Source organism: Flavobacterium succinicans LMG 10402, assembly GCF_000611675.1.
Lineage (GTDB): Bacteria > Bacteroidota > Bacteroidia > Flavobacteriales > Flavobacteriaceae > Flavobacterium > Flavobacterium succinicans.
Genome location: NZ_JATV01000017.1, coordinates 1 through 23,320 on the forward strand (window position 1 = coordinate 1; position 23,320 = coordinate 23,320).

17 protein-coding genes and 2 tRNA genes are annotated in these 23,320 nt (G+C 39.0%); 9 read left to right on the top strand and 10 right to left on the bottom strand.

All coding sequences use genetic code 11. From position 1 onward, the window contains the following. Nucleotides 1–45 precede the first annotated feature (45 nt). Nucleotides 46–7,806 (top strand): T9SS type B sorting domain-containing protein, encoded by a 7,761-nt coding sequence (locus tag AO58_RS0114515; RefSeq protein ID WP_217998273.1) that lies wholly within the window; start codon nt 46–48, stop codon nt 7,804–7,806. 122 nt (nt 7,807–7,928) lie between these two features. On the opposite strand, the gene lptB is transcribed toward AO58_RS0114515, so the two are convergent. The 4 genes from lptB to AO58_RS0114535 all read right to left on the bottom strand — a co-directional run bounded on the left by lptB (nt 7,929) and on the right by AO58_RS0114535 (nt 10,911). After that, on the bottom strand, nt 7,929–8,681 hold the full coding sequence (gene lptB, locus AO58_RS0114520; protein ID WP_024982395.1) for an LPS export ABC transporter ATP-binding protein: 753 nt from the start codon (nt 8,679–8,681) through the stop codon (nt 7,929–7,931). Nucleotides 8,682–8,790: 109 nt separating this feature from the next. After that, nucleotides 8,791–9,138, bottom strand: coding sequence for a carboxymuconolactone decarboxylase family protein (locus tag AO58_RS0114525; RefSeq protein WP_024982396.1), 348 nt, complete (start codon nt 9,136–9,138; stop codon nt 8,791–8,793). Then, complete coding sequence (tatC, locus tag AO58_RS0114530) at nt 9,131–9,946, bottom strand: twin-arginine translocase subunit TatC (protein ID WP_024982397.1); 816 nt, start codon at nt 9,944–9,946, stop codon at nt 9,131–9,133. Before tatC ends, AO58_RS0114525 begins: the two co-directional genes overlap by 8 nt. Beyond that, nucleotides 9,946–10,911, bottom strand: coding sequence for a KpsF/GutQ family sugar-phosphate isomerase (locus tag AO58_RS0114535; RefSeq protein ID WP_024982398.1), 966 nt, complete (start codon nt 10,909–10,911; stop codon nt 9,946–9,948). The genes tatC and AO58_RS0114535 overlap by 1 nt, the downstream gene beginning before the upstream one ends. An 84-nt stretch (nt 10,912–10,995) precedes the next feature. Between AO58_RS0114535 and recQ the strand changes: the two genes are divergently transcribed. Further along, entirely contained in the window at nt 10,996–13,191 is a 2,196-nt protein-coding gene (recQ, locus tag AO58_RS0114540) for a DNA helicase RecQ (protein WP_024982399.1), read from the top strand. Nucleotides 13,192–13,271: 80 nt separating this feature from the next. On the opposite strand, the gene AO58_RS0114545 is transcribed toward recQ, so the two are convergent. Next, on the bottom strand, nt 13,272–13,511 hold the full coding sequence (locus AO58_RS0114545) for a hypothetical protein (RefSeq protein WP_024982400.1): 240 nt from the start codon (nt 13,509–13,511) through the stop codon (nt 13,272–13,274). A gap of 464 nt (nt 13,512–13,975) precedes the next feature. Here AO58_RS0114545 and AO58_RS0114550 point away from each other — a divergent pair, with 464 nt between their 5' ends. Next, nucleotides 13,976–15,538 (top strand): NAD(P)/FAD-dependent oxidoreductase, encoded by a 1,563-nt coding sequence (locus tag AO58_RS0114550; protein ID WP_024982401.1) that lies wholly within the window; start codon nt 13,976–13,978, stop codon nt 15,536–15,538. A 508-nt stretch (nt 15,539–16,046) separates the two neighbouring features. Here the strand turns inward: AO58_RS0114550 and AO58_RS0114555 are convergent. The 4 genes from AO58_RS0114555 to msrB all read right to left on the bottom strand — a co-directional run bounded on the left by AO58_RS0114555 (nt 16,047) and on the right by msrB (nt 19,024). Further along, complete coding sequence (locus AO58_RS0114555) at nt 16,047–16,520, bottom strand: nuclear transport factor 2 family protein (protein ID WP_024982402.1); 474 nt, start codon at nt 16,518–16,520, stop codon at nt 16,047–16,049. A gap of 3 nt (nt 16,521–16,523) precedes the next feature. Next, nucleotides 16,524–17,831: an amidohydrolase gene (locus tag AO58_RS0114560; RefSeq protein ID WP_024982403.1), complete on the bottom strand. Its 1,308-nt coding sequence runs from the start codon at nt 17,829–17,831 to the stop codon at nt 16,524–16,526. 109 nt (nt 17,832–17,940) lie between these two features. Next, nucleotides 17,941–18,564 (bottom strand): peptide-methionine (S)-S-oxide reductase MsrA, encoded by a 624-nt coding sequence (msrA, locus tag AO58_RS0114565; protein ID WP_024982404.1) that lies wholly within the window; start codon nt 18,562–18,564, stop codon nt 17,941–17,943. A gap of 10 nt (nt 18,565–18,574) precedes the next feature. Continuing rightward, complete coding sequence (gene msrB / locus AO58_RS0114570) at nt 18,575–19,024, bottom strand: peptide-methionine (R)-S-oxide reductase MsrB (RefSeq protein WP_244530678.1); 450 nt, start codon at nt 19,022–19,024, stop codon at nt 18,575–18,577. A 520-nt stretch (nt 19,025–19,544) separates the two neighbouring features. Between msrB and idi the strand changes: the two genes are divergently transcribed. The 6 genes from idi to AO58_RS0114600 all read left to right on the top strand — a co-directional run bounded on the left by idi (nt 19,545) and on the right by AO58_RS0114600 (nt 22,273). Then, nucleotides 19,545–20,078: an isopentenyl-diphosphate Delta-isomerase gene (idi, locus tag AO58_RS0114575; protein WP_024982406.1), complete on the top strand. Its 534-nt coding sequence runs from the start codon at nt 19,545–19,547 to the stop codon at nt 20,076–20,078. Between the two features lie 37 nt (nt 20,079–20,115). Beyond that, a complete protein-coding gene (locus AO58_RS0114580) occupies nt 20,116–20,526 on the top strand; it encodes a 6-pyruvoyl trahydropterin synthase family protein (RefSeq protein WP_024982407.1) in 411 nt (136 codons plus the stop codon). 78 nt (nt 20,527–20,604) lie between these two features. Further along, nucleotides 20,605–21,573: a type I phosphomannose isomerase catalytic subunit gene (locus AO58_RS0114585; RefSeq protein ID WP_024982408.1), complete on the top strand. Its 969-nt coding sequence runs from the start codon at nt 20,605–20,607 to the stop codon at nt 21,571–21,573. Nucleotides 21,574–21,642: 69 nt separating this feature from the next. Continuing rightward, entirely contained in the window at nt 21,643–21,909 is a 267-nt protein-coding gene (locus AO58_RS0114590) for a hypothetical protein (protein ID WP_024982409.1), read from the top strand. A 78-nt stretch (nt 21,910–21,987) separates the two neighbouring features. Next, nucleotides 21,988–22,061 (top strand) — tRNA-Thr (locus AO58_RS0114595). 138 nt (nt 22,062–22,199) lie between these two features. Then, a tRNA-Thr gene (locus AO58_RS0114600) sits at nt 22,200–22,273 on the top strand. 143 nt (nt 22,274–22,416) lie between these two features. On the opposite strand, the gene AO58_RS0114605 is transcribed toward AO58_RS0114600, so the two are convergent. Further along, the gene (locus AO58_RS0114605; RefSeq protein ID WP_024982410.1) at nt 22,417–23,250 is read right to left on the bottom strand and encodes a hypothetical protein; all 834 of its coding nucleotides are present in this window, start codon (nt 23,248–23,250) and stop codon (nt 22,417–22,419) included. Nucleotides 23,251–23,320 lie beyond the last annotated feature (70 nt).

Here is a 23,320-nt window from a genome sequence, read left to right on the forward strand (position 1 = left end):
GGTACGGTCACCATTACTTATAGTGCGAGCAATACAAGTGGTTGTGTGACTAGTGTAAGCAAAACCATCACGGTAACCCCAGAGCCAGTAACACCTGTTATAGCAACTTCAGGTCCTACTTCCTTTTGTTTACCGGGTTCGGTAGTATTGAGTAGTAGTGCCACCACAGGGAATCAGTGGTATAAAAATGGTGGACCTATAGCAGGGGCTACAGCGAGTGTTTATACTGCTACAGATTCAGGATCTTATACGGTAATTAGCACCCAAAGTGGTTGTTCGAGTAATGAGAGTGGCGCTGTTGTGGTTCAGGCGAATGTGGTACCAGTGTTAGACCCCATAACTGGAGCAGATGTAGTATGTACAAGCACAACGACCTTGCTGAGCAATACGTTTCCTAGAGGAGTGTGGAGTAGTAGTAATACAGGTATTGCCACTATTGATGGTTCAGGACTTTTAACAGGAATCAGTGCAGGTAGGGTAACAATTACGTATACCATAACCAGCCGATTATCGGGTTGTTCAAGTACTGTTAGTAAAGAGATTACGGTTAGTACTTTACCTAGTAAGCCAAGTATTACCACATCTGGGGCTACAAGCTTCTGTGCCCCAGGCTCGGTGGTCTTAAGAAGTAGTGCTAGTTCAGGCAATCAGTGGTACAAAGACGGTACTGCAATAACAGGAGCAACAACAAACAGTTATACTGCCACCGATTCGGGTATTTACACGGTAATAGTGACGCAAAACAGCTGTGTTAGTCTAGAGAGTAACCAAGTAACGGTAACAGCCAACGCTACCCCGAGTGTTCCAACGCTCAATGCTACAGGCAACACGGTTATTTGTGAAGGGGCAAGTGTTCAAAAAATAACAGGCAATAAATGGTTTAAAGACGGTGTAGAGATTTTAGGGGAAACTGGCAGTGATTATATCGCGACCACTACGGGTACTTATACAGTAGAGAGTATCAATACGACGGGTTGCGTAAGTGGTTTGAGTGTGCCTATTGTGGTAACGGTAAACCCTAACCCAATAGTAGTGCCTATCACAGGAGCAGACAGGGTTTGTGCCAATGCGAGCATCACCTTAAGCAATGCTACTGCAGGTGGGGTTTGGAGTAGTAGCAACACTGGTATTGCCACTATTGATGGATCGGGAGAGGTTACAGGAATAATTGGTGGTACGGTAAGCATTAGTTATAGCGTGACCAGTTCAAGTGGTTGTGTGACGAGTGTAACCAAAACCATTATGGTAACCCAAGAGCCAGTAACCCCTGTTATAGGAACTTCAGGTCCTACTACATTTTGTATACCGGGTTCGGTAGTATTGAGTAGTAGTGCCACCACAGGAAATCAGTGGTATAAAGATGGTTTACCTATAGCAGGGGCGACAGCGAATGTTTATACTGCTACTGACTCAGGATCCTATAGGGTAATTAGCACCCAAAACGGTTGTTCAAGTATTGTGAGTGGCGCTGTTGTGGTTCAGGCAAATGTAGTACCAGTGTTAGACCCCATAACTGGAGCGGATGTTGTATGTACAAGCACAACGTCTTTGCTAAGCAATACGATTCCTAGAGGAGTATGGAGTAGTAGTAATACAGGTATTGCCACTATTGATGGTTCAGGGCTTTTAACAGGAATCAGTGCAGGTAGGGTAACGATTACGTATACCTTTACCGCCCGATTATCGGGTTGTTCAAGCAGTGTTAGCAAAGAGATTACAGTTGGTACTTTGCCTAGTAAGCCAAGCATTTCCACATCAGGAGCTACAAGCTTCTGTACCCCAGGCTCAGTGGTCTTAAGAAGTAGTGCCAGTTCAGGCAACCAATGGTATAAAGACGGTACTGCCATAGCAGGAGCAACAACAAACAGTTATACCGCCACCGATTCGGGTAGTTATAGCGTAATTGTGACGCAAAACAGCTGTGTTAGCCTAGAGAGTGACCAAGTAACGGTATCAGCCAATGCTACCCCAAGTATCCCTACATTGAATGCGACAGGTAATACGGTTATTTGTGAAGGGGCAAGTCTTCGTTTACACACGTCCTCTTTAACAGGCAATAAATGGTTTAAAAATGGAATAGAAATTCCAGGGGAAACTGGCAGTGATTATATTGTAACCACTAGTGGATCATATACTGTAGAGACAATCAATACGACAGGTTGCGTGAGTGGCACAAGCGCTCCGATACTAGTAACGGTTGATCCGAACCGAATTGTGGCACCTATTACTGGAGCAGACAGGGTTTGTGCCAATGCGAGCATCACCTTAAGCAATACTACTGCAGGTGGGGTTTGGAGCAGTAGCAACACCGGTATTGCCACTATTGATGGATCGGGAGAGGTTACGGGAATAATTGGCGGTACGGTAAGCATTAGTTATAGCGTGACCAATTCAAGTGGTTGCGTGACTAGTGTAAGCAAAACCATTACAGTAACCCCAGAGCCAGTAACACCTGTTATAGCAACTTCAGGTCCTACTTCCTTTTGTTTACCGGGTTCGGTAGTATTGAGTAGTAGTGCAACCACAGGAAATCAGTGGTATAAAGATGGTTTACCTATAGTAGGGGCAACAGCGAGTGTTTATACTGCTACTGACTCAGGATCTTATTCGGTAATTAGCACCCAAAATGGCTGTTCGAGTATTGATAGTGGCGCTGTTGTGGTTCGGGCGAATGGTTTACCTTTCTTAGACCCCATAACTGGAGCGGATGTTGTATGTACAAGCACTACGACTTTGCTGAGCAATACGATTCCTAGAGGAGTATGGAGTAGTAGTAATACAGGTATTGCTACTATTGATGGTTCAGGGCTTTTAGCAGGAATCAGTGCGGGTAGAGTAACAATTACGTATACCTTTACCTCCCGATTATCGGGTTGTTCAAGTACTGTTAGCAAAGAGATTACGGTTAGTACTTTACCTAGTAAGCCAAGCATTTCCAAATCAGGGGCTACAAGCTTCTGTGCCCCAGGCTCAGTGGTCTTAAGAAGTAGTGCTAGTTCAGGCAATCAGTGGTACAAAGACGGCACTATAATAGTAGGAGCCACCGCCAGTACCTATACCGCTACCGATTCAGGTATTTATAGCGTAATTGTGACGCAAAATAGCTGTGTTAGCCTAGAGAGTGACCAAGTAACAGTAACGGCCAACGCTATCCCGAGTGTTCCAACATTGAACGCTACAGGCAATACGGTTATTTGTGAAGGGGCAAGTGTTCGTTTACACACCTCTTCAGTAACAGGCAATAAATGGTTTAAAAATGGAATAGAGATTCCTGGAGTAACCGGCAGTGATTATATCGCGACCACCACAGGTACTTATACCGTAGAGACAATCAATGCGACAGGTTGCGTGAGTGGCACAAGCGCTCCGATACTGGTAACGGTAAACCCAAATAAAATTGTAGCGTCTATCACAGGAGCGGACAGGGTTTGTGCCAATGCGAGCATCACCTTAAGCAATGCTACTGCAGGTGGGGTTTGGAGTAGTAGCAACTCCGGTATTGCCACTGTTGATGGATCGGGAGAGGTTACAGGAATAATTGGCGGTACGGTCACCATTACTTATAGTGCAAGCAATACAAGTGGTTGCGTGACTAGTGTAAGCAAAACCATTACAGTAACACCAGAGCCAGTAACACCTGTTATAGGAACTTCAGGTCCTACTACATTTTGTATACCGGGTTCGGTAGTATTGAGTAGTAGTGCAACCACAGGAAATCAGTGGTATAAAGATGGTTTACCTATAGTAGGGGCAACAGCGAGTGTTTATACTGCTACGGATTCAGGATCTTATTCGGTAATTAGCACCCAAAATGGCTGTTCGAGTATTGAGAGTGGCGCTGTTGTGGTTCAGGCGAATGTGGTACCAGTGTTAGACCCAATAACTGGAGCGGATCTAGTATGTACAAGCACTACCACTTTGCTAAGCAATACGTTTCCTAGAGGAGTATGGAGTAGTAGTAATACAGGTATCGCTACTATTGATGGTTCAGGACTTTTAACAGGAATCAGTGCAGGTAGGGTAACAATTACGTATACCTTTACCGCCCGATTATCGGGTTGTTCAAGTACTGTTAGCAAAGAGATTACGGTTAGTACTTTACCTAGAAAGCCTTCGGTTACGGCAGCTAGTAGTACAAGCTTCTGTGCCCCAGGCTCAGTGGTACTGAGAAGCAGTGCCAATACTGGCAACCAATGGTTTAAAGAGGGTGTAGCCATTCAAGGAGCGACAGCCAATAATTATACCGCTACTGATTCGGGTATTTACACACTAGTAGTTACTCAAAATGGATGTGTTAGCCTAGAGAGTGACCAAGTAACAGTAACGGCCAATGCCACCCCAAGTGATCCAACGCTCAATGCTACAGGTAACACGATTATTTGTGAAGGAGCCAGTGTGCGTTTACACACATCATCACCGTCAGGGAATATATGGTTTAAAGACGGTGTAGAGATTCCAGGAGAAACCGGCAGTGATTATATCGCGACCACCACAGGTACTTATACCGTAGAGACCATCAATACGACGGGTTGTGTGAGTGGCTTAAGCGCTCCGATACTGGTAACGGTTGATCCGAACCGAATTGTAGCACCTATTACTGGAGCAGACAGGGTTTGTGAGGGTTCTAGCATCACTCTTGCTAGTACTACTACAGCAGGAGTTTGGAGTAGCAGCAATACCGGCATCGCAAGTATTGATGGTTCTGGAGTAGTGACAGGGGTGAGTGCGGGTACAGTCACCATTACCTATAGCGCAAGCAATACAAGTGGTTGTACAACTAGTGTAAGCAAAACCATTACAGTTATAGCCCAACCGATACAGCCTACCATTACCGCTTCAGGAGTCACAAGTTTCTGTTCTCCAGCAACAGTTACTTTAACTAGTAGTGCTACAACAGGCAACCAGTGGTACAAAGACGGCGCTGCGATAACGGGTGCTACCGCTAGAGTCTATACTGCATCGGATTCAGGGTCTTATACAGTCAGTGCGGTAAACGGCTGTTCTAGTATAGAGAGCATTCCAGTGGTAGTTACCGTTAGCGTGCCACCAGTGGTAGATCCTATAGTAGGAGCAGCAGTGGTGTGTGCAGGAAATACAATACAGTTGAGCAATACCATCCTTAAAGGGGTTTGGAGTACTAGCAATACAGGCATCGCCACAATTGATGGTTCAGGACTTTTAACAGGAGTAAGTGCAGGAACGGCTACCATTATTTTTACCGTTACCACTAAATTTGGATGCGTGACTAGTGTGAGTAAAGACATCACGGTAAGAGGCTTACCCAACAAGCCAAGCATTACCCCATCAGGAGCTACAAGCTTCTGCGCTCCAGGCTCAGTGGTACTTAGAAGCAGTGCTACAACAGGCAACCAATGGTACAAAGATGGAACCGCGATAGTAGGAGTAACAACGAGCAGTTATACCGTTACCGTTTCAGGTATTTACACGGTAATAGTGACGCAAAACGGTTGTGTTAGTATTGAGAGTGACCAAGTAACAGTAACGGCCAATGCTACGCCTAGTGTTCCAACGCTCAATGCTACAGGCAACACGATTATTTGTGAAGGAGGCAGTGTGCGTTTACACACCTCTTCAGTAACTGACAATATATGGTTTAAAGACGGACTAGTAATTCCTGGAGTAACCGGCAGTGATTATAACGCGACCACTACAGGTACTTATACTGTAGAGAGTAGTAACATATCGGGTTGCGTGAGCGGCTTGAGTGTGCCTATTGTGGTAACGGTAAACCCTAACCGAATTGTAGCGCCTATTACAGGAGTAGATAGGGTTTGTGAGGGTTCTAGCATCACCCTTTCAAGTACTACCACAGCAGGAGTTTGGAGCAGCAGCAATACCGGCATCGCAAGTATTGATGGTTCTGGAGTAGTAACAGGTCTGAGTGCAGGTCGCGTAACGATTACCTATAGCGTAACTAATGCTGCTGGTTGTACAACTAGCGTAAGTAAACTTATGACGATTATCTCACAAACTATAAAACCTACCATTACCCCGGCGAGCAGCACAAGTTTCTGTGCCCCAGGCTCAGTGGTACTTAGAAGCAGTGCTACAACAGGCAACCAGTGGTACAAAGACGGTAGCACCATAACAGGAGCAATAACCAGCAGTTATACCGCTACTGATTCAGGTATTTATAGCGTAATTGTGACACAAAACAGTTGTGCTAGTGAGATGAGTGATGGGGTATTAGTAACAGCCAATGCTACTCCTGGCATTCCAATAATTCGTTCCTCAAGAAATACAACGGTTTGTGAAGGCACTAGTGTTCGTTTGTATACGTCATCTACAACAGGTAACCAATGGTTAAAAGACGGCCTAGTGATAGCTGGTGCTACAGGTAGTGAGTATTTTGCTACTACAAGTGGAAGTTATACCCTTGAGACGATTAATGCTACAGGCTGCGTTAGTGGGGTAAGTACAGTCATACAAGTAGTAGTTAGCCCAAATCTAGTAGTAACCCCAATCACAGGAACAGATACAGTTTGTGCGGGTTCTAGTATTCTCCTATCCAATAGCACCACAGGCGGCGTTTGGAGTACTAGCAATACAGGCATCGCCACTGTTGATGGTTCAGGTCTTGTAACAGGGGTGAGTGCAGGTAGCGTAACCATTACCTATAGCGTAACTAATGCTGCTGGTTGTACAACTAGCGTAAGTAAATCTCTGACGATTATCGCACAACCTATACAACCTACCATTACTCCGGCGAGTAGCACAAGTTTCTGTACACCAGGATTAGTTATTTTAAACAGTAGTGTAAGTACGGGCAACCAATGGTTTAAAGATGGTACCGCAATACTAGGTGCTACCGCTAGCAGCTACACTGCTACAACATCAGGATCTTATACGGTGCAAGTAACCCAAAACAGCTGTTCGAGTGTAGTGAGTAATGTGATATTGGTTACGGCTAATGCATTGCCAGTACTTGGACCAATAAGTGGTCCAAATTCTCTAAATGTCGGAAGTTCTATTACGTTGACCAATGGAACATCAGCAGGAGTTTGGAGTAGCAATAACAATGCTGTAGCAACCATTACGCCCTCTGGAGTGGTTACAGGTATTTCTTCTGGTTCAGTGATTATTAGTTACACTGTTACTAATGGAGCAGCTTGTACTTCAGTAGTTACAAAAACAATTACAGTATTGGATTTTGTACTTAATGCTGTAGATGATGATTTTACTTCGACTCCGTTTGATGCATCAAAAGAGCAAGTTTTGGATGTTTTGGCAAATGATAAAGAAAATAATGGAACAATAAATGCTCAAAGCATTGTAGTTACCATTGTAGACAATGATGGTTTGCAAGGAGTAACGGTGGATAGCCAAGGAAGAGTTGTTATTCCTGCAGGTTCAGCAATAGGAATCTATATTTTAACGTATTCAATTTGTGATAAACTCAATGCTAATAATTGTTCAACGGCCATGATTACGGTTGAATTAAAAGACCCTTGTGACTTTGATGACAGTGCAGCTGGTTGTGATGTTGTTGCAAGGAATGCCATATCACCCAACAATGACGGTTTGAATGATGTATTTATAATCGACCGAATTGAGAATTATCCTGACAATACTGTGGAAATTTATAACAGATGGGGACAATTGGTATTTAAGATGAATGGCTATAATAACAGCTCGAAAGTGTTTGTTGGAAATGCAGAAGGCGCTGGTGTTAATGATAAGAACGCCAACTTAGCTTCAGGTACTTATTACTATGTAATCAAATACAAAAAACCAATAAGTGGCGCTATGAAACAAAAAGTAGGATTCTTATATATTTCATATTAAACAGAAGTAAACGAATATACTTTTCCAATAGAAAACCCTTTCTGAATCAATATATTCAGAAAGGGTTTTTAAATTATGAGAGATTTGGACTAAAACAGTAGCATAGCGATGCTTTAGGTAGTCTATTTTGGGGTGTTAAAGTCGATCTTTGTTCTTCGTAGTTCAAAATTTTGTCCCAAATATACTCGGCGCACCATTTCATCTTCCACCAATTCTTCAGGAGTTCCCGCTTTTAGAATCCCTCCTTCAAACATCAAATAAGTTTTGTCGGTGATGGCTAAGGTTTCTTGTACGTTATGATCGGTGATCAAAATACCAATGTTTTTGTTTTTTAATTGTGCTACAATGCGTTGAATGTCTTCTACAGCCACTGGGTCTACGCCCGCAAAAGGCTCATCCAACAAGATGAATTTTGGGTCGGTGGCTAAACAACGTGCAATTTCTGTTCTTCTTCGTTCACCTCCCGAGAGCAAGTCGCCACGATTGGTACGAATGTGTTCTAAACTGAATTCTGCAATGAGACTCTCCATTTTAGCTACTTGCTCTTCTTTGGTGTGATTCGTCAATTGCAAGACACTCAAAATATTATCTTCGATACTTAATTTTCTAAAAACAGAAGCCTCTTGTGCAAGGTATCCCACGCCTTGTTGTGCTCGTTTGTACATCGGATATTGTGTAATGTCCAAATCATCCAAATAAATATGACCAGAATTGGGTTTTACCAATCCTACAATCATATAAAAAGACGTGGTTTTACCCGCGCCGTTAGGACCCAAAAGACCTACAATTTCCCCTTGGTTCACTTCCAATGAGATGCCTTTTACAACACTACGTCCTTTATATGTTTTGATGAGGTTTTCTGCTCTTAATTTCATTTTCTTTGAGTTGCTAAAATCCTGAGATTTTGTATTGTTTTTAAGTTGAGAAGCTAAAGTTAGCGCAAATACTCTTTGCTAAATAGCGAAAAAATAGGTGCGTTAAGGCTTATTTTTGCTCTTCCAAGGCTTCCCAAAATTCATAAGCTCGACGTAAATGAGGGACTACTATGGTACCGCCAACCAAAGTGGCTATGCCCATGGCTTCCATCATTTCTTCGCGAGTGATGCCTTCTTTGTAACTGGTTTCTAAATGGTATTTGATGCAATCATCACATCGTAAAACCGCTGAGGCTACTAAGCCTAAAAGTTCTTTCGTTTTCACGTCCAAAGCACCTGCGGCATACGCATTGGTGTCAAGGTTAAAGATGCGTTTTACAATTTTGTTGTTATCCGCCAACAGTTTTTCGTTCATTTTTGAACGGTATTCATTGAATTCAGTTACGATATCAGCCATTTTGTTTTTTTTGGTTACGTACAACTAGTTTTGAAATTAAAATACTTACTTCATAAATCAACAGCATAGGTAAGGCAATTATGGTTTGACTTACTACATCTGGAGGCGTCACAATTGCAGCTATTATTAGAATAATCACCACGGCATATTTCCAATATTTTCTTAAAAATTCGGGAGTTACCAACCCTAATTTGGTTAGAAAATAGATAATTATTGGTAATTCAAAAAATAATCCTCCTGCTAAGACAGAGGTTTTTACCAGGCCAATATAGGATTCTAGTGTAAATTGATTTTTTACCATATCAGAAACGGTGAAGGTAGCTACGAAGTTAACCGACATCGGAATGATAACAAAATAACCAAACAATACGCCTAAAAAGAATAACAAAGAGGAGACGCTGATGAAAAATTTAGCTCCTTTTTTTTCTTGTTCATACAATGCGGGGCTGATGAATTTCCAGATTTCAAATAAAATATAAGGAAAACTTAGAATGAAGCCTGCCAATAAACACATCCAAACAAACATGTTGACCTGTCCTTCCATCAAAGTGTTTTGAATGATAAAGGGAAGTTCGGTGATACAAATACTTTCGGCAAAACCGAGTTGCTCTTGCAGGTCGCAAAAAAAGCGATAGGTAAAAAAGCTTGGACGTGTAGGTCCAAAAATGATACTATCAAACAGAAAATTACTAAAAAAATAAGTAACACAAGCCATTATTAGTATTGCCGTTGTACTGCGAACGAGTACCCATCTTAACTCTTCAAGATGGTCTAAAAACGACATTTCGTTCAGGTTTTTCTTAGCCATTATACAATACCTTCTTTTAAAATGTCGTGAATATGTAAAATGCCTTTATATTGTCCATTATCAATAACAATGAGTTGCGTAATGGCGTTGTCTTCCATCATGTTGAAGGCGTCAATGGCCATGGCTTCTGAATGAATTTGTTTCGGATTTTTAGTCATGATCTCTTGAGCCGTTACGTCTGCAATGCTGTCTCTATCGTTTAGCATTCTACGAATATCGCCATCGGTAATGATGCCTACCACTTTTTCGTTTTCGATTACTGCCGTAACGCCTAGTCTTTTTTCTGAAATTTCAAAAATCGCTTTTTTGATGGATGTTTCTGGAGTAACTACTGGTTGTAAAGAATTTTCGATAAGGTCTTTTACTTTGAGTAATAATTTTTTTCCTAAGGCACCACCTGGATGGTATTTAGCAAAGTCTTCTGCCTGAAATCCTCTCATTTCCATCAAACAAACCGTCAAAGCATCGCCCATTACTAATTGTGCAGTGGTGCTATTGGTGGGAGCTAAATTCATGGTACATGATTCTGCATCAACCGTAGTATTCAAAACAAAATGGGAGCCTTTGGCTAAGAAAGAAGTCATGTTTCCGGTTATTCCTATTAAAGTATTACCAAAACGCTTTAATAAAGGAACCAAAACTTTAATTTCTGGACTGTTTCCGCTTTTTGAAATACAGATAATCACATCCTCATTTTGAATCATTCCCAAGTCGCCATGAATGGCCTCTGAGGCGTGTAAAAATAAAGCTGGAGTTCCCGTAGAATTTAAGGAAGCTACGATTTTTTGAGCAATGATGGCGCTTTTGCCAATACCAGTAACCACCACACGACCTTTGGAGTGGTAGATTTTTTCTACAGTGGCAATGAAATGATCGTCTAAAAAAGTAGTCAACTTGGCAATAGACTCACTCTCAGAAAGTATAGTTTTTTTGGCTAATGCCAGTAGGTTTTCGTTGCTTATCAAAACAGAATGTTTAAATTTGTAAAAAATAAAGATTTTTGTATCTTTAAAGGATGCAAATTTATACAAAATACCACATAATAAAGAATGAATTCAAACGAAATTGATATCCACAAAGAATTAAAAAAGTATTTTGGCTTCAGTCAGTTCAAAGGATTGCAAGAACAAGTCATTACGACACTTTTGAATAAAGAAAATACTTTTGTTATTATGCCCACGGGTGGTGGTAAGTCCTTATGTTACCAGCTTCCAGCCCTAGTGTTAGAAGGAACTGCGATTGTAGTTTCTCCTCTAATTGCTTTGATGAAAAATCAAGTAGATGCTATTAGGAGTTTGTCCTCTGATAATGGAGTGGCTCATGTATTAAATTCCTCTTTGACCAAAACAGAAATTACTCAAGTTAAGGCTGACATTACCAAAGGCGTCACCAAATTATTATATGTGGCACCTGAATCCTTAACTAAAGAGGAGTATGTTCAGTTTTTACAACAAGTTCCTTTGTCTTTTGTAGCTATTGATGAAGCGCATTGTATTTCGGAATGGGGTCACGATTTTAGACCTGAATACCGCAATTTACGCCATATTATTAAGCAATTGGGTAAAGTGCCAGTAATTGGTTTAACCGCTACGGCTACGCCAAAAGTGCAAGAAGATATTTTGAAAAATTTAGAAATGTCGGATGCCAAAACCTTTAAAGCTTCTTTTAATCGTCCGAATTTATATTATGAAGTTCGTACGAAAACTAAAAATATTGAGTCAGATATCATCCGATTCATCCGCCAACACAAAGGAAAGTCAGGAATTATTTATTGTTTGAGTCGTAAAAAAGTAGAGTCTATCGCTGAGGTTTTACAAGTAAATGGCATTAGTGCCGTACCGTACCATGCCGGATTAGATGCTAAAACGCGAGCCAAACATCAAGACATGTTTTTGATGGAAGATGTTGATGTGGTTGTAGCAACGATAGCTTTTGGGATGGGAATTGACAAACCCGATGTACGTTATGTGATTCATCACGATATCCCTAAATCCTTAGAAAGTTATTATCAAGAAACTGGTCGTGCAGGACGAGATGGCGGTGAAGGACATTGCTTGGCGTATTATTCCTATAAAGATGTAGAAAAGCTTGAAAAATTCCTTTCTGGAAAACCGGTTGCTGAACAAGAAATAGGATTTGCACTGTTGCAAGAAGTGGTGGCTTATGCAGAAACTTCGATGTCCAGACGTAAGTTCTTATTGCACTATTTTGGTGAAGAATACGACAATGAAGCCGGTGAAGGCGGTACAATGGACGACAATGTTAGAAATCCAAAAACCAAGATCGAAGCCATGAATGAGGTGGTAAAACTTCTTCAAGTGGTTAAAGGAACCAAACATATTTACAAGTCAAAAGAAATAGTATTCACTTTAATTGGTCGCGTCAATGCCGTGATCAAAGCACATAAAACGGATTCACAATCCTTTTTTGGAAGTGGTAAAGAGCATGATGAAAAGTATTGGATGGCTGTGCTGCGTCAAGTGCTCGTTGATGGATATTTGTCGAAAGACATTGAAACCTATGGCGTGGTAAAAATCACCTCCAAAGGACTTGATTTTATAGAAAACCCATTCTCTTTTATGATGTCTGAAGATCATGAGTATAATGAATCAGAAGACGAAGCAATTGTGACAGCTTCTAAGTCAACAGGAACCGCTGATGAAACCTTAATGGCCATGTTGAAAGAGTTGCGTAAAAAAGAAGCCAAGAAACTAGGCGTGCCTCCCTTTGTGGTTTTTCAAGACCCTTCTTTAGAAGATATGGCCTTGAAATATCCTATCTCGCTCGATGAATTGATCAATATTCATGGGGTTGGAGAAGGAAAAGCTCGGAAATATGGTAAGGCATTTGTGACTTTGATTCAAAGTTATGTAGAAGATCATGATATCATTCGTCCGGACGATTTGGTGGTAAAATCAACGGGTGTGAACTCAGCTAATAAGTTGTACATTATTCAGAATATTGATCGCAAATTAGCCTTAACGGATATTGCTTCTGCAAAAGGCTTAACGATGGGTGCTTTGATCAAAGAAATGGAGCAGATTGTGTATTCGGGAACCAAATTAAATATTGGTTATTGGGTAGATGATCTTTTGGATGAAGACCAACAAGAAGAAATTCACGATTACTTTATGGAATCGCATTCTGATAATATTGAAGAAGCCTTGAAAGAATTCGACGGCGATTATGATATTGATGAGTTGAGATTGATGCGCATTAAATTCATTAGTGAAGTAGCGAATTAAAATCAAATCACAATATTTTAAAAATCCAAATTCCAAGTTGCTCTTTTGAGTTTTGGAATTTGGATTTTTTTTATTGGAATTTAGCTTTCATAAACTTCTCCTCGATGTGGTTTTAAGGCATCGCGTACTGGAATCATATCTCTTTCTTCTACGACCATAAAAGCAATAGCGTGCATTTCTCCATAGGTTTGAAATCCAGTAATTTCAAGGGGTAGCTTTTCGATTTTGATATATTCTTTCAAATGTATTTCGTGATGTTCAGCGGTTTTTGCAGAAGCAGGACCTCGAAAATCCCAAATTAATTTTATTTGTCTAGACATAGTATTTGATTTAACTAGTGCACAAAACTACAAAGACTTATAATGAAAATCTTTGTTTATTGCTGATAAAAAAGTCAAAAGCTACAGATTAAAAGATTACAAAAGATATTATCACATAACTTCTATGTTCATAAATTCCTTATATGGTCTAAACACACACACACACTTCGTTTTATTAAAATTTTCATGACTTATATGTTTTGTGATTTTGAGCCCCTTTCGGTTAATCTTTTTTTAATTTTGATAAGGATGTTAGTAAAACTTATATGCCCTCAAATGCCTTATATGGTTTAAAAACATAAACACTTCATTTCAATTAAAACTTCCATGACTGATATGTTTTATTTTTTTGAGGACCTCTTGTCGTTTTTTATTCTTATTCTCAAAATTGAATTCAAAATAGTACTTTTGTAGCCTGAGTAAACGAAGATGATTTACTCTAAAAATTGAAGTATTCAGATACCATGCCACAAGAACTCCTATTACAAGTTGCTCCAGAGATTGCCGCTAACGAAACGTTACTACACGATTATTTGTCTCGACAATTAAAAATTTCGGTCAAAGAAATTCAGCATGTAACTATTGTAAAACGTTCTATTGATGCGCGTCAAAAAGTTGTCAAAATCAATTTAAAAGTGATGGTTTACTTAAAAGGAGAACCTTTTTTGGAGCAAAAAATAGCTTTGCCAGACTATCAAAACGTAGCGAATGCACAAGAAGTGATTGTAGTAGGTGCTGGACCTGCTGGACTTTTTGCGGCACTTCAGTTGATAGAACTGGGTTTGAAACCTATAGTTATTGAACGCGGAAAAGATGTTCGCGGCCGACGTAGGGATTTGAAAGCCATCAACAGAGACCATATAGTAAACGAAGATTCGAATTATTGTTTTGGTGAAGGTGGAGCAGGAACCTATTCGGATGGAAAATTATACACACGTTCCAAAAAAAGAGGTGACGTAAATAGAATATTAGAATTATTGGTAGCTTTTGGAGCTACTCCTGATATTTTGGTTGACGCTCATCCACACATTGGTACCAATAAATTACCGCAAATCATTCAAGATATTCGAGAGAAAATCATCGAATGCGGTGGTAAAGTCCTTTTTGAAACTAGAGTTACGGATATTAGTATAAAAAACAACGAAGTTCAAGGAGTGACAACTCAAAATGGTGAAGTCATTTCTGCCAATAAATTAATTTTAGCTACTGGACATTCTGCACGTGATATTTTCGAGTTGTTGGATAAAAAGAAAGTTTTAATTGAAGCCAAACCTTTTGCCCTTGGCGTGAGAGCCGAACATCCACAGTCTTTGATTGATAGTATTCAATACAGTTGTGATTACCGAGGGGAACATTTACCACCAGCGCCGTATTCAATAGTAAAACAAGTGAATGGTCGCGGGATGTATTCATTTTGTATGTGTCCGGGAGGTGTAATTGCACCTTGTGCTACCAGTCCAGGTGAAGTAGTTACTAATGGTTGGTCGCCTTCTAAAAGAGATCAGCATACGGCCAATTCAGGAATTGTAGTCGAATTGAAATTGGAGGATTTTAAACCCTTTGCCAAGTTTGGAGCACTTGCAGGAATGGAGTTTCAAAAAAGCATTGAACAAAAAGCATGGCAATTGGCGGGACAAACGCAAAAAGTGCCTGCACAACGTTTAGTCGATTTTACCCAAAGCAAAATGTCCTCTGATATTCCTAAAACATCTTATGTTCCGGGAACAACCTCAGTAGAATTGGGACAAGTTTTTCCAGGGTTTTTAACCCAAATCATGCGAGAAGGATTTTCAGAATTCGGAAAATCGATGAAAGGCTATGCTACCAACGAAGCGATTTTGCACGCACCCGAATCTAGAACCTCTTCCCCAGTTCGAATTCCAAGAGACAATTACACCTTAGAGCATCTTCAAATAAAAGGTTTGTATCCTTGCGGCGAAGGAGCGGGTTATGCAGGAGGCATTATTTCGGCAGCGATTGATGGCGAGAAATGTGCACAGAAGATTGCGGAGGTATTGAAAAATTAACTTTTGGATAGCTGTGTGAGGGCAATGTCATTAAGTTAAGGATTAAATGATTGCTGATTTTTGCTTAACGATTTTTGATTGCAGAGGTGTAAAATGCTGCAAAACAAGTAATTTTATTCACTAGCACAAAAATCTTAAATCAAGAATCGTTAATCATCAATCTAAAATCTTTTAATTTAATGCGTGCGGGATAGGAGCCAATGTCATTAAGTTAAGGATTAAATGATTGCTGATTTTTGATTAACGATTTTTGATTGCAGAGGTGTAAAATGCTGCAAAACAAGTAATTTTATTCACTAGCACCAAACTCTTAAATCAAGAATCGTTAATCAACAATCTAAAATCTTTTAATTTAATGCGTGAGGGATAGGAGCAATCCGCCATTGCGGAGCGGATAGCCCGACAGCATAAAAAAAAGAGGCCGACTCACCACTAGCATGAGTTGGCCTCTTTTTTTTATGGTGGCACGCCCTGAATAGGATTAAAATTGATTTGTGAAAAATACATTTTAATGGTCATAACTTATCATTCGTGAAACTTTCCATTGATTGCCTATTTTTTTCCAGATGGCAACAAATTTAAAGGTGCCAACTTCTTCTTTTCCGTTCTCCATATGTCGGAATTGATGTTGGGCTACTTCGATGGCTCCAAAATCTTTTATAGGATGTACTTCAAGGCTTCCTTTTACTAGCGTTCGAGTAAGTTTGTTTTCGTTTTTGAACATTTTTTCAAAATTGGCAAAAACAGTGTCATACGACAATAAACCACCATTGTCTTGGTACCATTCTAAGTCTTCGGTAAACAAGGGTTTAAATTTGTACATGTCTTTTGCGTTGAAGGCCTCAAAAAGTTGAGTGTCCATAGTAGCAATTTCATTGTACAACTCTTGTGAAGTTGGCGCTACTTTTTTTTCTTGAGCAATAACGGTTGTTGCGAATAAAAAATTGCAAATAATATAAATGGAGAATAGATAGGTTTTCATGTATTACTTTTTAGCATTCATTTCCATATAGTCCAAAGTCAAAGCTGCCATACTGGTCATTCCTAAAACAAAGCTGCCTTCGTCTATATAAAAGTCAGGAGTATGATGTGAAGGCATTTCACTGGCTTTTTTTCCTTTGGGCATTCCTCCAATAAAATAAAACAATCCAGGAATTTTGGCTTGATAAAAAGAAAAGTCTTCGGCTCCAGTAACAGCTTCGGTTAAATGAACGTTGTCTTTTCCTGCGGCTGCTTGCAAAGTTGGTAGCATTTGTTCTGTAAGCGTGGGTTCATTGTAAGTAATTAATGTTTTTTTGGTAATGGTAACTTCTGAAGTGGCTCCAGCACTTTCGGCTATATTGGTAGCAATAGTTTTGATTCTACCATGAATAAAGTCTTGAGTTTGGGAATCTAACGTTCGAATCGTACCACTCAGCGTCAACGACTCAGGGATGATATTGCTTCGAACTCCAGCATTAATTTGGCCTACGCTCACCACAGCAGCGTTTTCGGTTAAATTTACATTGCGACTTACAATAGTTTGTAGGCCGAGAACAATTTGTGATGCGGTAACGATAGGGTCAACGGATTGCCATGGATAAGCACCGTGCGATTGCTTACCGTTGACTTGTATGGTAAACCAATCTGAGGACGCCATAGTTCCTTTTGGACGGTATTTGATTTGGCCGACTTCGGTTTGTGCATTAATGTGAAGACCAAAAATAACATCTACTTTAGGGTTATTCAAAACCCCTTCTTTTACCATTAATTCAGCGCCGCCTTCTTCGCCTTCTGGTGGTCCTTCTTCCGCAGGTTGGAAAATGAATTTTACAGTTCCTTTAATTTCATTTTTTATCGAGGCTAGAATTTCAGCTGTTCCCATTAACATGGCTACGTGGGTATCATGGCCGCATGCATGCATTACACCAACAGCTTGTCCATTATATTCTCCTGTAACTTTGGAAGTAAAGGGTAAATTCACTCGTTCTTTTACGGGGAGTGCATCCATATCGGCTCTTAGTGCTACAACAGGCCCTGGTTTTCCTCCTTTTAGAATGCCAACAACTCCTGTTTTTGCCACTCCTGTTTGCACTTCTATGCCTAGTGAACGCAAATGGGCCGCTATTGTTTCGGCTGTTTTAAATTCTCTGTTTCCTAATTCTGGATTTTGGTGCAACTCTCGTCTCCAACTAACTACTTTCGATTCTAAACTGGCTGCTTTTTGAGCCACTTTTGTTTTTAGAGCTTGATTTTGGGCGCTACTGCATAATGCCATCAGCAAAAGGCAGGAAGTAATTGTTGCTTTTTTCATGAATTTGGTTTTCGGTTACAAACAAATATAGTGAAAATGGAACTGCTTCGAGGCATAAAAAAAAGCCGAAAATTCGGCTTCTTAAGAGGTATACAAATTGGGTTGTACTTTAATTTTTTGCTTTAATTCGGTTTTTAAACACTTTTTCGAATTTCTCTAATTTGGGTTGTATCACGAGTTGGCAATACGGTTGAGATTGGTTTTTTTCGTAATAATCTTGATGACTGTCCTTGGCTTTATAAAAAGCAGTAAGAGGTTCTAGTGTAGTTACTATTGGGCGGTCAAAAGCTTTTGCCTTGGTTAGCGCTTGAATTATTTGCTGACCCGCTTTTTTTTGAGCTTCATTTTTATAAAATATTGCAGAACGATATTGAGTGCCTACATCAGCTCCTTGGCGATTCAATGTAGTTGGGTCGTGAACGGTAAAAAACACTTTGAAAATTTCATCCAAATTGGTTTCACTTTTATTAAAGGTAATTTGAACCACTTCAGCAGCGCCAGTTGTACCTGAAGAAACCGCCTCATAACTAGGATTTTTTGCCGTACCTCCAGCAAATCCAGATACTACTTTTTGTACTCCTTTTAGGTTTTCATAAACAGCTTCAACGCACCAATAGCAGCCCCCAGCTAATACAATTGTGTCTAAGGAAGATGGAGTAGAAGATAAGGATGATTTTTTTTGAGCCAAACTTATAGTCGTATACAAAAGAATAAGGAAAAATATTTTTTTCATAGTACTATAATTATTGGTTTTCAGGAACGAAATCTAAAGAAATAGCATTCATGCAATAGCGTTTCCCCGTTGGAGCAGGACCGTCATCAAATAGGTGACCCAAATGGCTATCACAGCGCCCACAATTAGCTTCTATTCGCTGCATACCATACGAATTATCGGGTTTGAAAGTGATACTCTCTTTGTTTTCTTGCTCAAAAAAACTTGGCCAACCGCAACTACTTACAAATTTTTGATTGGATTTGAAAAGTAAGTTACCACAGGCAGCGCAATAATAAGTGCCTTTGGTTTCAGAATTCCACATCGTTCCTGTGAAGGCTCTTTCTGTATCAGCTTCTCTTGCCACAGCGTATAAATCAGGCGACAATACCTTTTTCCATTCTGAATTGGGAATGTTGATTTTTTTAGTGTCAGTGTTCGAGTAATAGGGATTTTCTGGTTTTGAAAGAGATGGTTTCATACTTGTTGATTTTGAGGTTTTTGAAGTTGTAGTCTGTGCACAGGCCTGAAACATCAGGCAAGTCAGTAAAAGGAGTATGGTGAATTGTTTTTTCATTAGTTGTACTTATAGGTTGATGTAAAAGTATAAGGAGTTTTGATGTTTATTTGTCGTAAACTTTACAAGGCTTCTTTTTTGTGTTAAATTTAACTTTTGTTTTATTAATTAAAAATAAATCCAAACAAATATAGTGTGTAAATTATCTAAAAATAGGTGCTAATTCCTTAGCTCGCTGCGAGTATTATATAGTTAAAATTAGAGTTCATGCCATTTTTTTTAAAAGAAAACACTTTTAAATAAATTGATATTCAAGTTATTGAAGTTGTTTTTGTTGTTAGTAAAGATACAAAAGTTAGGATGTGAAAAGTGTGTCAAAAAGCAAAAAGAACTTTCGTTGATGGCAAGGATCGACAAAAATAAAGACAATGTTAAAGTGTTTGATTGTACTATCAATTTTGTACTTTTGAGCACTATTGTAATTATGGAAGAAGAAAAAGTAATCTTAGTAAACGAGTTAGACGAACCAATCGGTCTAATGCCCAAATTAGAGGCGCATCAAAAAGCCATCTTGCATCGCGCCTTTTCGGTTTTTGTGTTAAATGATCAAAATGAAATCATGCTACAACAAAGAGCCAGTCATAAATATCATTCACCCTTATTGTGGACCAACACGTGTTGTAGTCATCAACGAGAAGGCGAAACCAATATTGGAGCAGGGACCAGAAGGTTGTATGAAGAAATGGGGTTTACGACTGATATCAAAGAGTTATTTCATTTTATTTACAAAGCTCCTTTTGATAATGGATTAACAGAGCATGAATTGGATCATGTGATGTTGGGGTATTACAACGGACAGCCCGAAATTAACCCTGAAGAAGTTGAAAGTTGGAAATGGATGAAAATTGAGGATATTAAAAACGATATGATCCTTCAACCGGAACAATATACTGTTTGGTTCAAAATTATTTTTGATCAATTTTACCATTTTCTTGAAGATCATACCTTACAAGCTTAAGGGCACAAATTCTATATCCCCCAAAAAATACTATCCGATGAGAGTAACCATTTCAAGAAAAGCCCATTTTAATGCTGCACATCGTTTGTATCGCAAAGATTGGAGTTTTGAACAAAATGATGCCGTTTTTGGCAAATGTAATAACCCCAATTTTCATGGGCATAATTATGAGTTGATTGTGAGTGTTACCGGTGAAATAGATCAGGAGACGGGCTATGTTATGGATGTAAAGTTTTTGACTGACATCATCAAGTCGGAGGTTGAAGATCAAATGGATCATAAAAATTTAAATTTAGACGTACCCGAATTTGAGAACCTTAATCCTACAGCTGAAAATATCGTGGTAGTTATTTGGAATAAACTACGAGCCAAAGTAAAATCTACATTAGATTTGGAAGTAGTGCTCTACGAAACACCTCGAAATTTTGTAACCTACAAAGGTGAATAATAAAAAAAAATAGGGTTAAATTTAACAAAACCTTGCTATGGTTTTTGGCCCTAATTGGCTTAATTTGTAATAAAAAAAATGCAAACCAAATTCTATCCTCTACAATTTACCCCTATTCTTAAAGAACGCATTTGGGGTGGCGAAAAACTTCAAACACTTTTAAATAAATCAATTTCCTCTCCGATTACTGGTGAGAGTTGGGAATTATCAACTGTTACAGGAGATGTTAGTGTGGTGTCTAACGGCGCTTTTCAAGGACGATCTTTAACGGAACTTATTGAACAACAGCCGGAAGCTATTTTAGGAACCAAGGTTTTTCAACAATTTGGCACACAATTTCCTTTGCTTTTTAAATACTTGGATGCCCGTGAAGATTTGTCCATACAAGTTCACCCTAATGATGCTTTGGCAAAAGAACGTCATAACTCTTTTGGCAAAACTGAGATGTGGTATGTGATGCAAGCCGATCCCAAATCACGATTAATTGTTGGTTTTAAAGAGGATTCTAGCCCAGCAGAATATGTTGAAAAGCTAGACAAAAGTGAATTGCTTTCAATTTTAGATACTAAAGAAGTTCAAAAAGGAGATGTTTTCTTTTTGGAAACAGGAACCGTTCATGCCATAGGTGCTGGATTGGTCATTGCAGAAATTCAGCAGACCTCAGATATCACTTATCGCTTGTACGATTTTGATCGAAAAGATGCCGCTGGAAATACGAGAGAATTACACGTTGATCTGGCTTTAGAGGCCATCAATTACCAAAAAGTAGATACGCAGCAATCGTATACTAAAATCAAAAATGAGTCCAATGTTATGGTGGATTGCCCTTATTTTACCACCAATTTGATTCCTTTAGAAGGGCAGGTTGAGGTGAACAAAAACGGAACTTCATTTACTGTCTATATGGTGGTTGAAGGAAGTTGTAGTATTGAAGTAAATGGAGAGCAACATGGCTATAAAACTGGGGATACCATTTTAATTCCTGCTGCCTTACAGTTGTTTACCTTAAGCGGAAATGCTTCTCTTTTAGAAATTTACATTTCATAGCTCGTATTCAAAAGATTATATGTACTTTTGCAAACGCAAATTTTAATACACTATATAAATTAAATAAAAATGGCAAACGTTAAGAATTTAAAAAAAGACATCAACTACGTTTTAGGAGATATTATTGAAGCAGTTTATTTATACGAACTGACTACTACAGGAAAACCAACTGAAGTGACTAATGCACTTATTGACGAAGCAATTAGTGCTTTTGATGCTTTAATTGTAAAAGTGAACCAAAAAAATGTAGAAAATAAAAAATCTCATTTCAAACAAATCAATGTAGAGTTGGAACAAGTTGCCAATCAATTGATTGCTAAAATCAACGAATTGTAATTCAAAAAAAGTAAAAAAAAGTCTGAATTTGTTTTGTAAAATTCAAATTCAGACTTATATTTGCACTCGAAATAAGACGCCAGCGTAGCTCAGTCGGCTAGAGCAGCTGATTTGTAATCAGCAGGTCGTGGGTTCGAGTCCCTCCGCCGGCTCTCAGTAAAACCATCTAAGCAATTAGATGGTTTTTTTCATTTAGACCAGTTTTTAATGGGTAATTTTTTTTTGAAAACTTTATAAAAATTGTTTTGTATATATGATTTATGTCATTATATTTGCACCCGAAATAAGACGCCAGCGTAGCTCAGTCGGCTAGAGCAGCTGATTTGTAATCAGCAGGTCGTGGGTTCGAGTCCCTCCGCCGGCTCTCAGTAAAACCATCTAAGCAATTAGGTGGTTTTTTTATTTACGAAAGTGTACATAAAGGATCAATATTTTGAGATGAGAATGTTTTGCAAAAAAAAGGCCTTGATTGAGTCAAGACCTTTCGTAGGAGTTTAAAAAATGAACTTATTTAAAATTCCATCCAAGGGTTACACCGAAAGCTACAGGTTTTATTTCAGCATCTTTATCAGTACTGTACAAACCATTAGCTTTCCTATCAGATACAGATGTTGGGTTATAACCAATATAGGATTCATTCTTGTTTTGGTCTAAAATTGTACCATATCCATTTTCCAGAAACATTGCCGCATATAACGAATTTTTCTTTCCCATATCAAATGTAAATCCTAACTCAAAAGAACTCATTATAATTCCTTTAGTTTTATACTCTCCTGATGAGGAGTACTTATCCCGGCCACCAAAACCGTATTCTGGTAAATCAACAATTGTCAGGTTTACATCAGGATAATAAGCGGTACCATTAACGTAATCGGCTGTTGATTTAATTTTATAGTTTACCGGTAAAAAATATTTAGCACCCGCTCTAAGGATAAAATCAATACCTGTGCCAATACTTGTGTTATACTGCACAAAAAGCGGGATTTGCAAAGCGTGTAATGTTTGCTTTTCCATATAATTCTTAGTGGTAACATTGTAGCTAAATGCTGATGTGGAAGCATCAATTTCAAAATTTGCCAGCGTAGCTGTAGGCTGAGACAAAGAAACGTATTGTTTGTATTGTGAAAATTCAAGCCCTGAACCAATACCAAAATGAGTATTTAAAGAGTAGATATAACCTGCTTTTACAGCTCCTCCAAGGCGATTACCTTCTTTTGTGCCAGCAATAGTACTCTGAATATTTCCTATTCCCGACTGTAAACCTACATAAAACTGTGCCGTTATTCCTTGGGAAATTAAGAAAGCGATGGTTCCAATTATATTTTTACTATTGAATTTCATAGATGTAAAAGTTATTTGTTTGTGGTCATTTATGGTGTCGTCTTTTCTTATTCGTGTTTGTTTGCAACAA

Bases quoted from the DNA above. Each gene is read 5' to 3' on its own strand.
- lptB (WP_024982395.1), bottom strand. From the start codon at position 8,681: ATGAAATTAAGAGCAGAAAACCTCATCAAAACATATAAAGGACGTAGT.
- AO58_RS0114525 (WP_024982396.1), bottom strand. From the start codon at position 9,138: ATGGCTGATATCGTAACTGAATTCAATGAATACCGTTCAAAAATGAAC.
- tatC (WP_024982397.1), bottom strand. From the start codon at position 9,946: ATGGCTAAGAAAAACCTGAACGAAATGTCGTTTTTAGACCATCTTGAA.
- recQ (WP_024982399.1), top strand. From the start codon at position 10,996: ATGAATTCAAACGAAATTGATATCCACAAAGAATTAAAAAAGTATTTT.
- AO58_RS0114545 (WP_024982400.1), bottom strand. From the start codon at position 13,511: ATGTCTAGACAAATAAAATTAATTTGGGATTTTCGAGGTCCTGCTTCT.
- AO58_RS0114550 (WP_024982401.1), top strand. From the start codon at position 13,976: ATGCCACAAGAACTCCTATTACAAGTTGCTCCAGAGATTGCCGCTAAC.
- AO58_RS0114555 (WP_024982402.1), bottom strand. From the start codon at position 16,520: ATGAAAACCTATCTATTCTCCATTTATATTATTTGCAATTTTTTATTC.
- AO58_RS0114560 (WP_024982403.1), bottom strand. From the start codon at position 17,831: ATGAAAAAAGCAACAATTACTTCCTGCCTTTTGCTGATGGCATTATGC.
- msrA (WP_024982404.1), bottom strand. From the start codon at position 18,564: ATGAAAAAAATATTTTTCCTTATTCTTTTGTATACGACTATAAGTTTG.
- msrB (WP_244530678.1), bottom strand. From the start codon at position 19,024: ATGAAACCATCTCTTTCAAAACCAGAAAATCCCTATTACTCGAACACT.
- idi (WP_024982406.1), top strand. From the start codon at position 19,545: ATGGAAGAAGAAAAAGTAATCTTAGTAAACGAGTTAGACGAACCAATC.
- AO58_RS0114580 (WP_024982407.1), top strand. From the start codon at position 20,116: ATGAGAGTAACCATTTCAAGAAAAGCCCATTTTAATGCTGCACATCGT.
- AO58_RS0114585 (WP_024982408.1), top strand. From the start codon at position 20,605: ATGCAAACCAAATTCTATCCTCTACAATTTACCCCTATTCTTAAAGAA.
- AO58_RS0114590 (WP_024982409.1), top strand. From the start codon at position 21,643: ATGGCAAACGTTAAGAATTTAAAAAAAGACATCAACTACGTTTTAGGA.
- AO58_RS0114605 (WP_024982410.1), bottom strand. From the start codon at position 23,250: ATGAAATTCAATAGTAAAAATATAATTGGAACCATCGCTTTCTTAATT.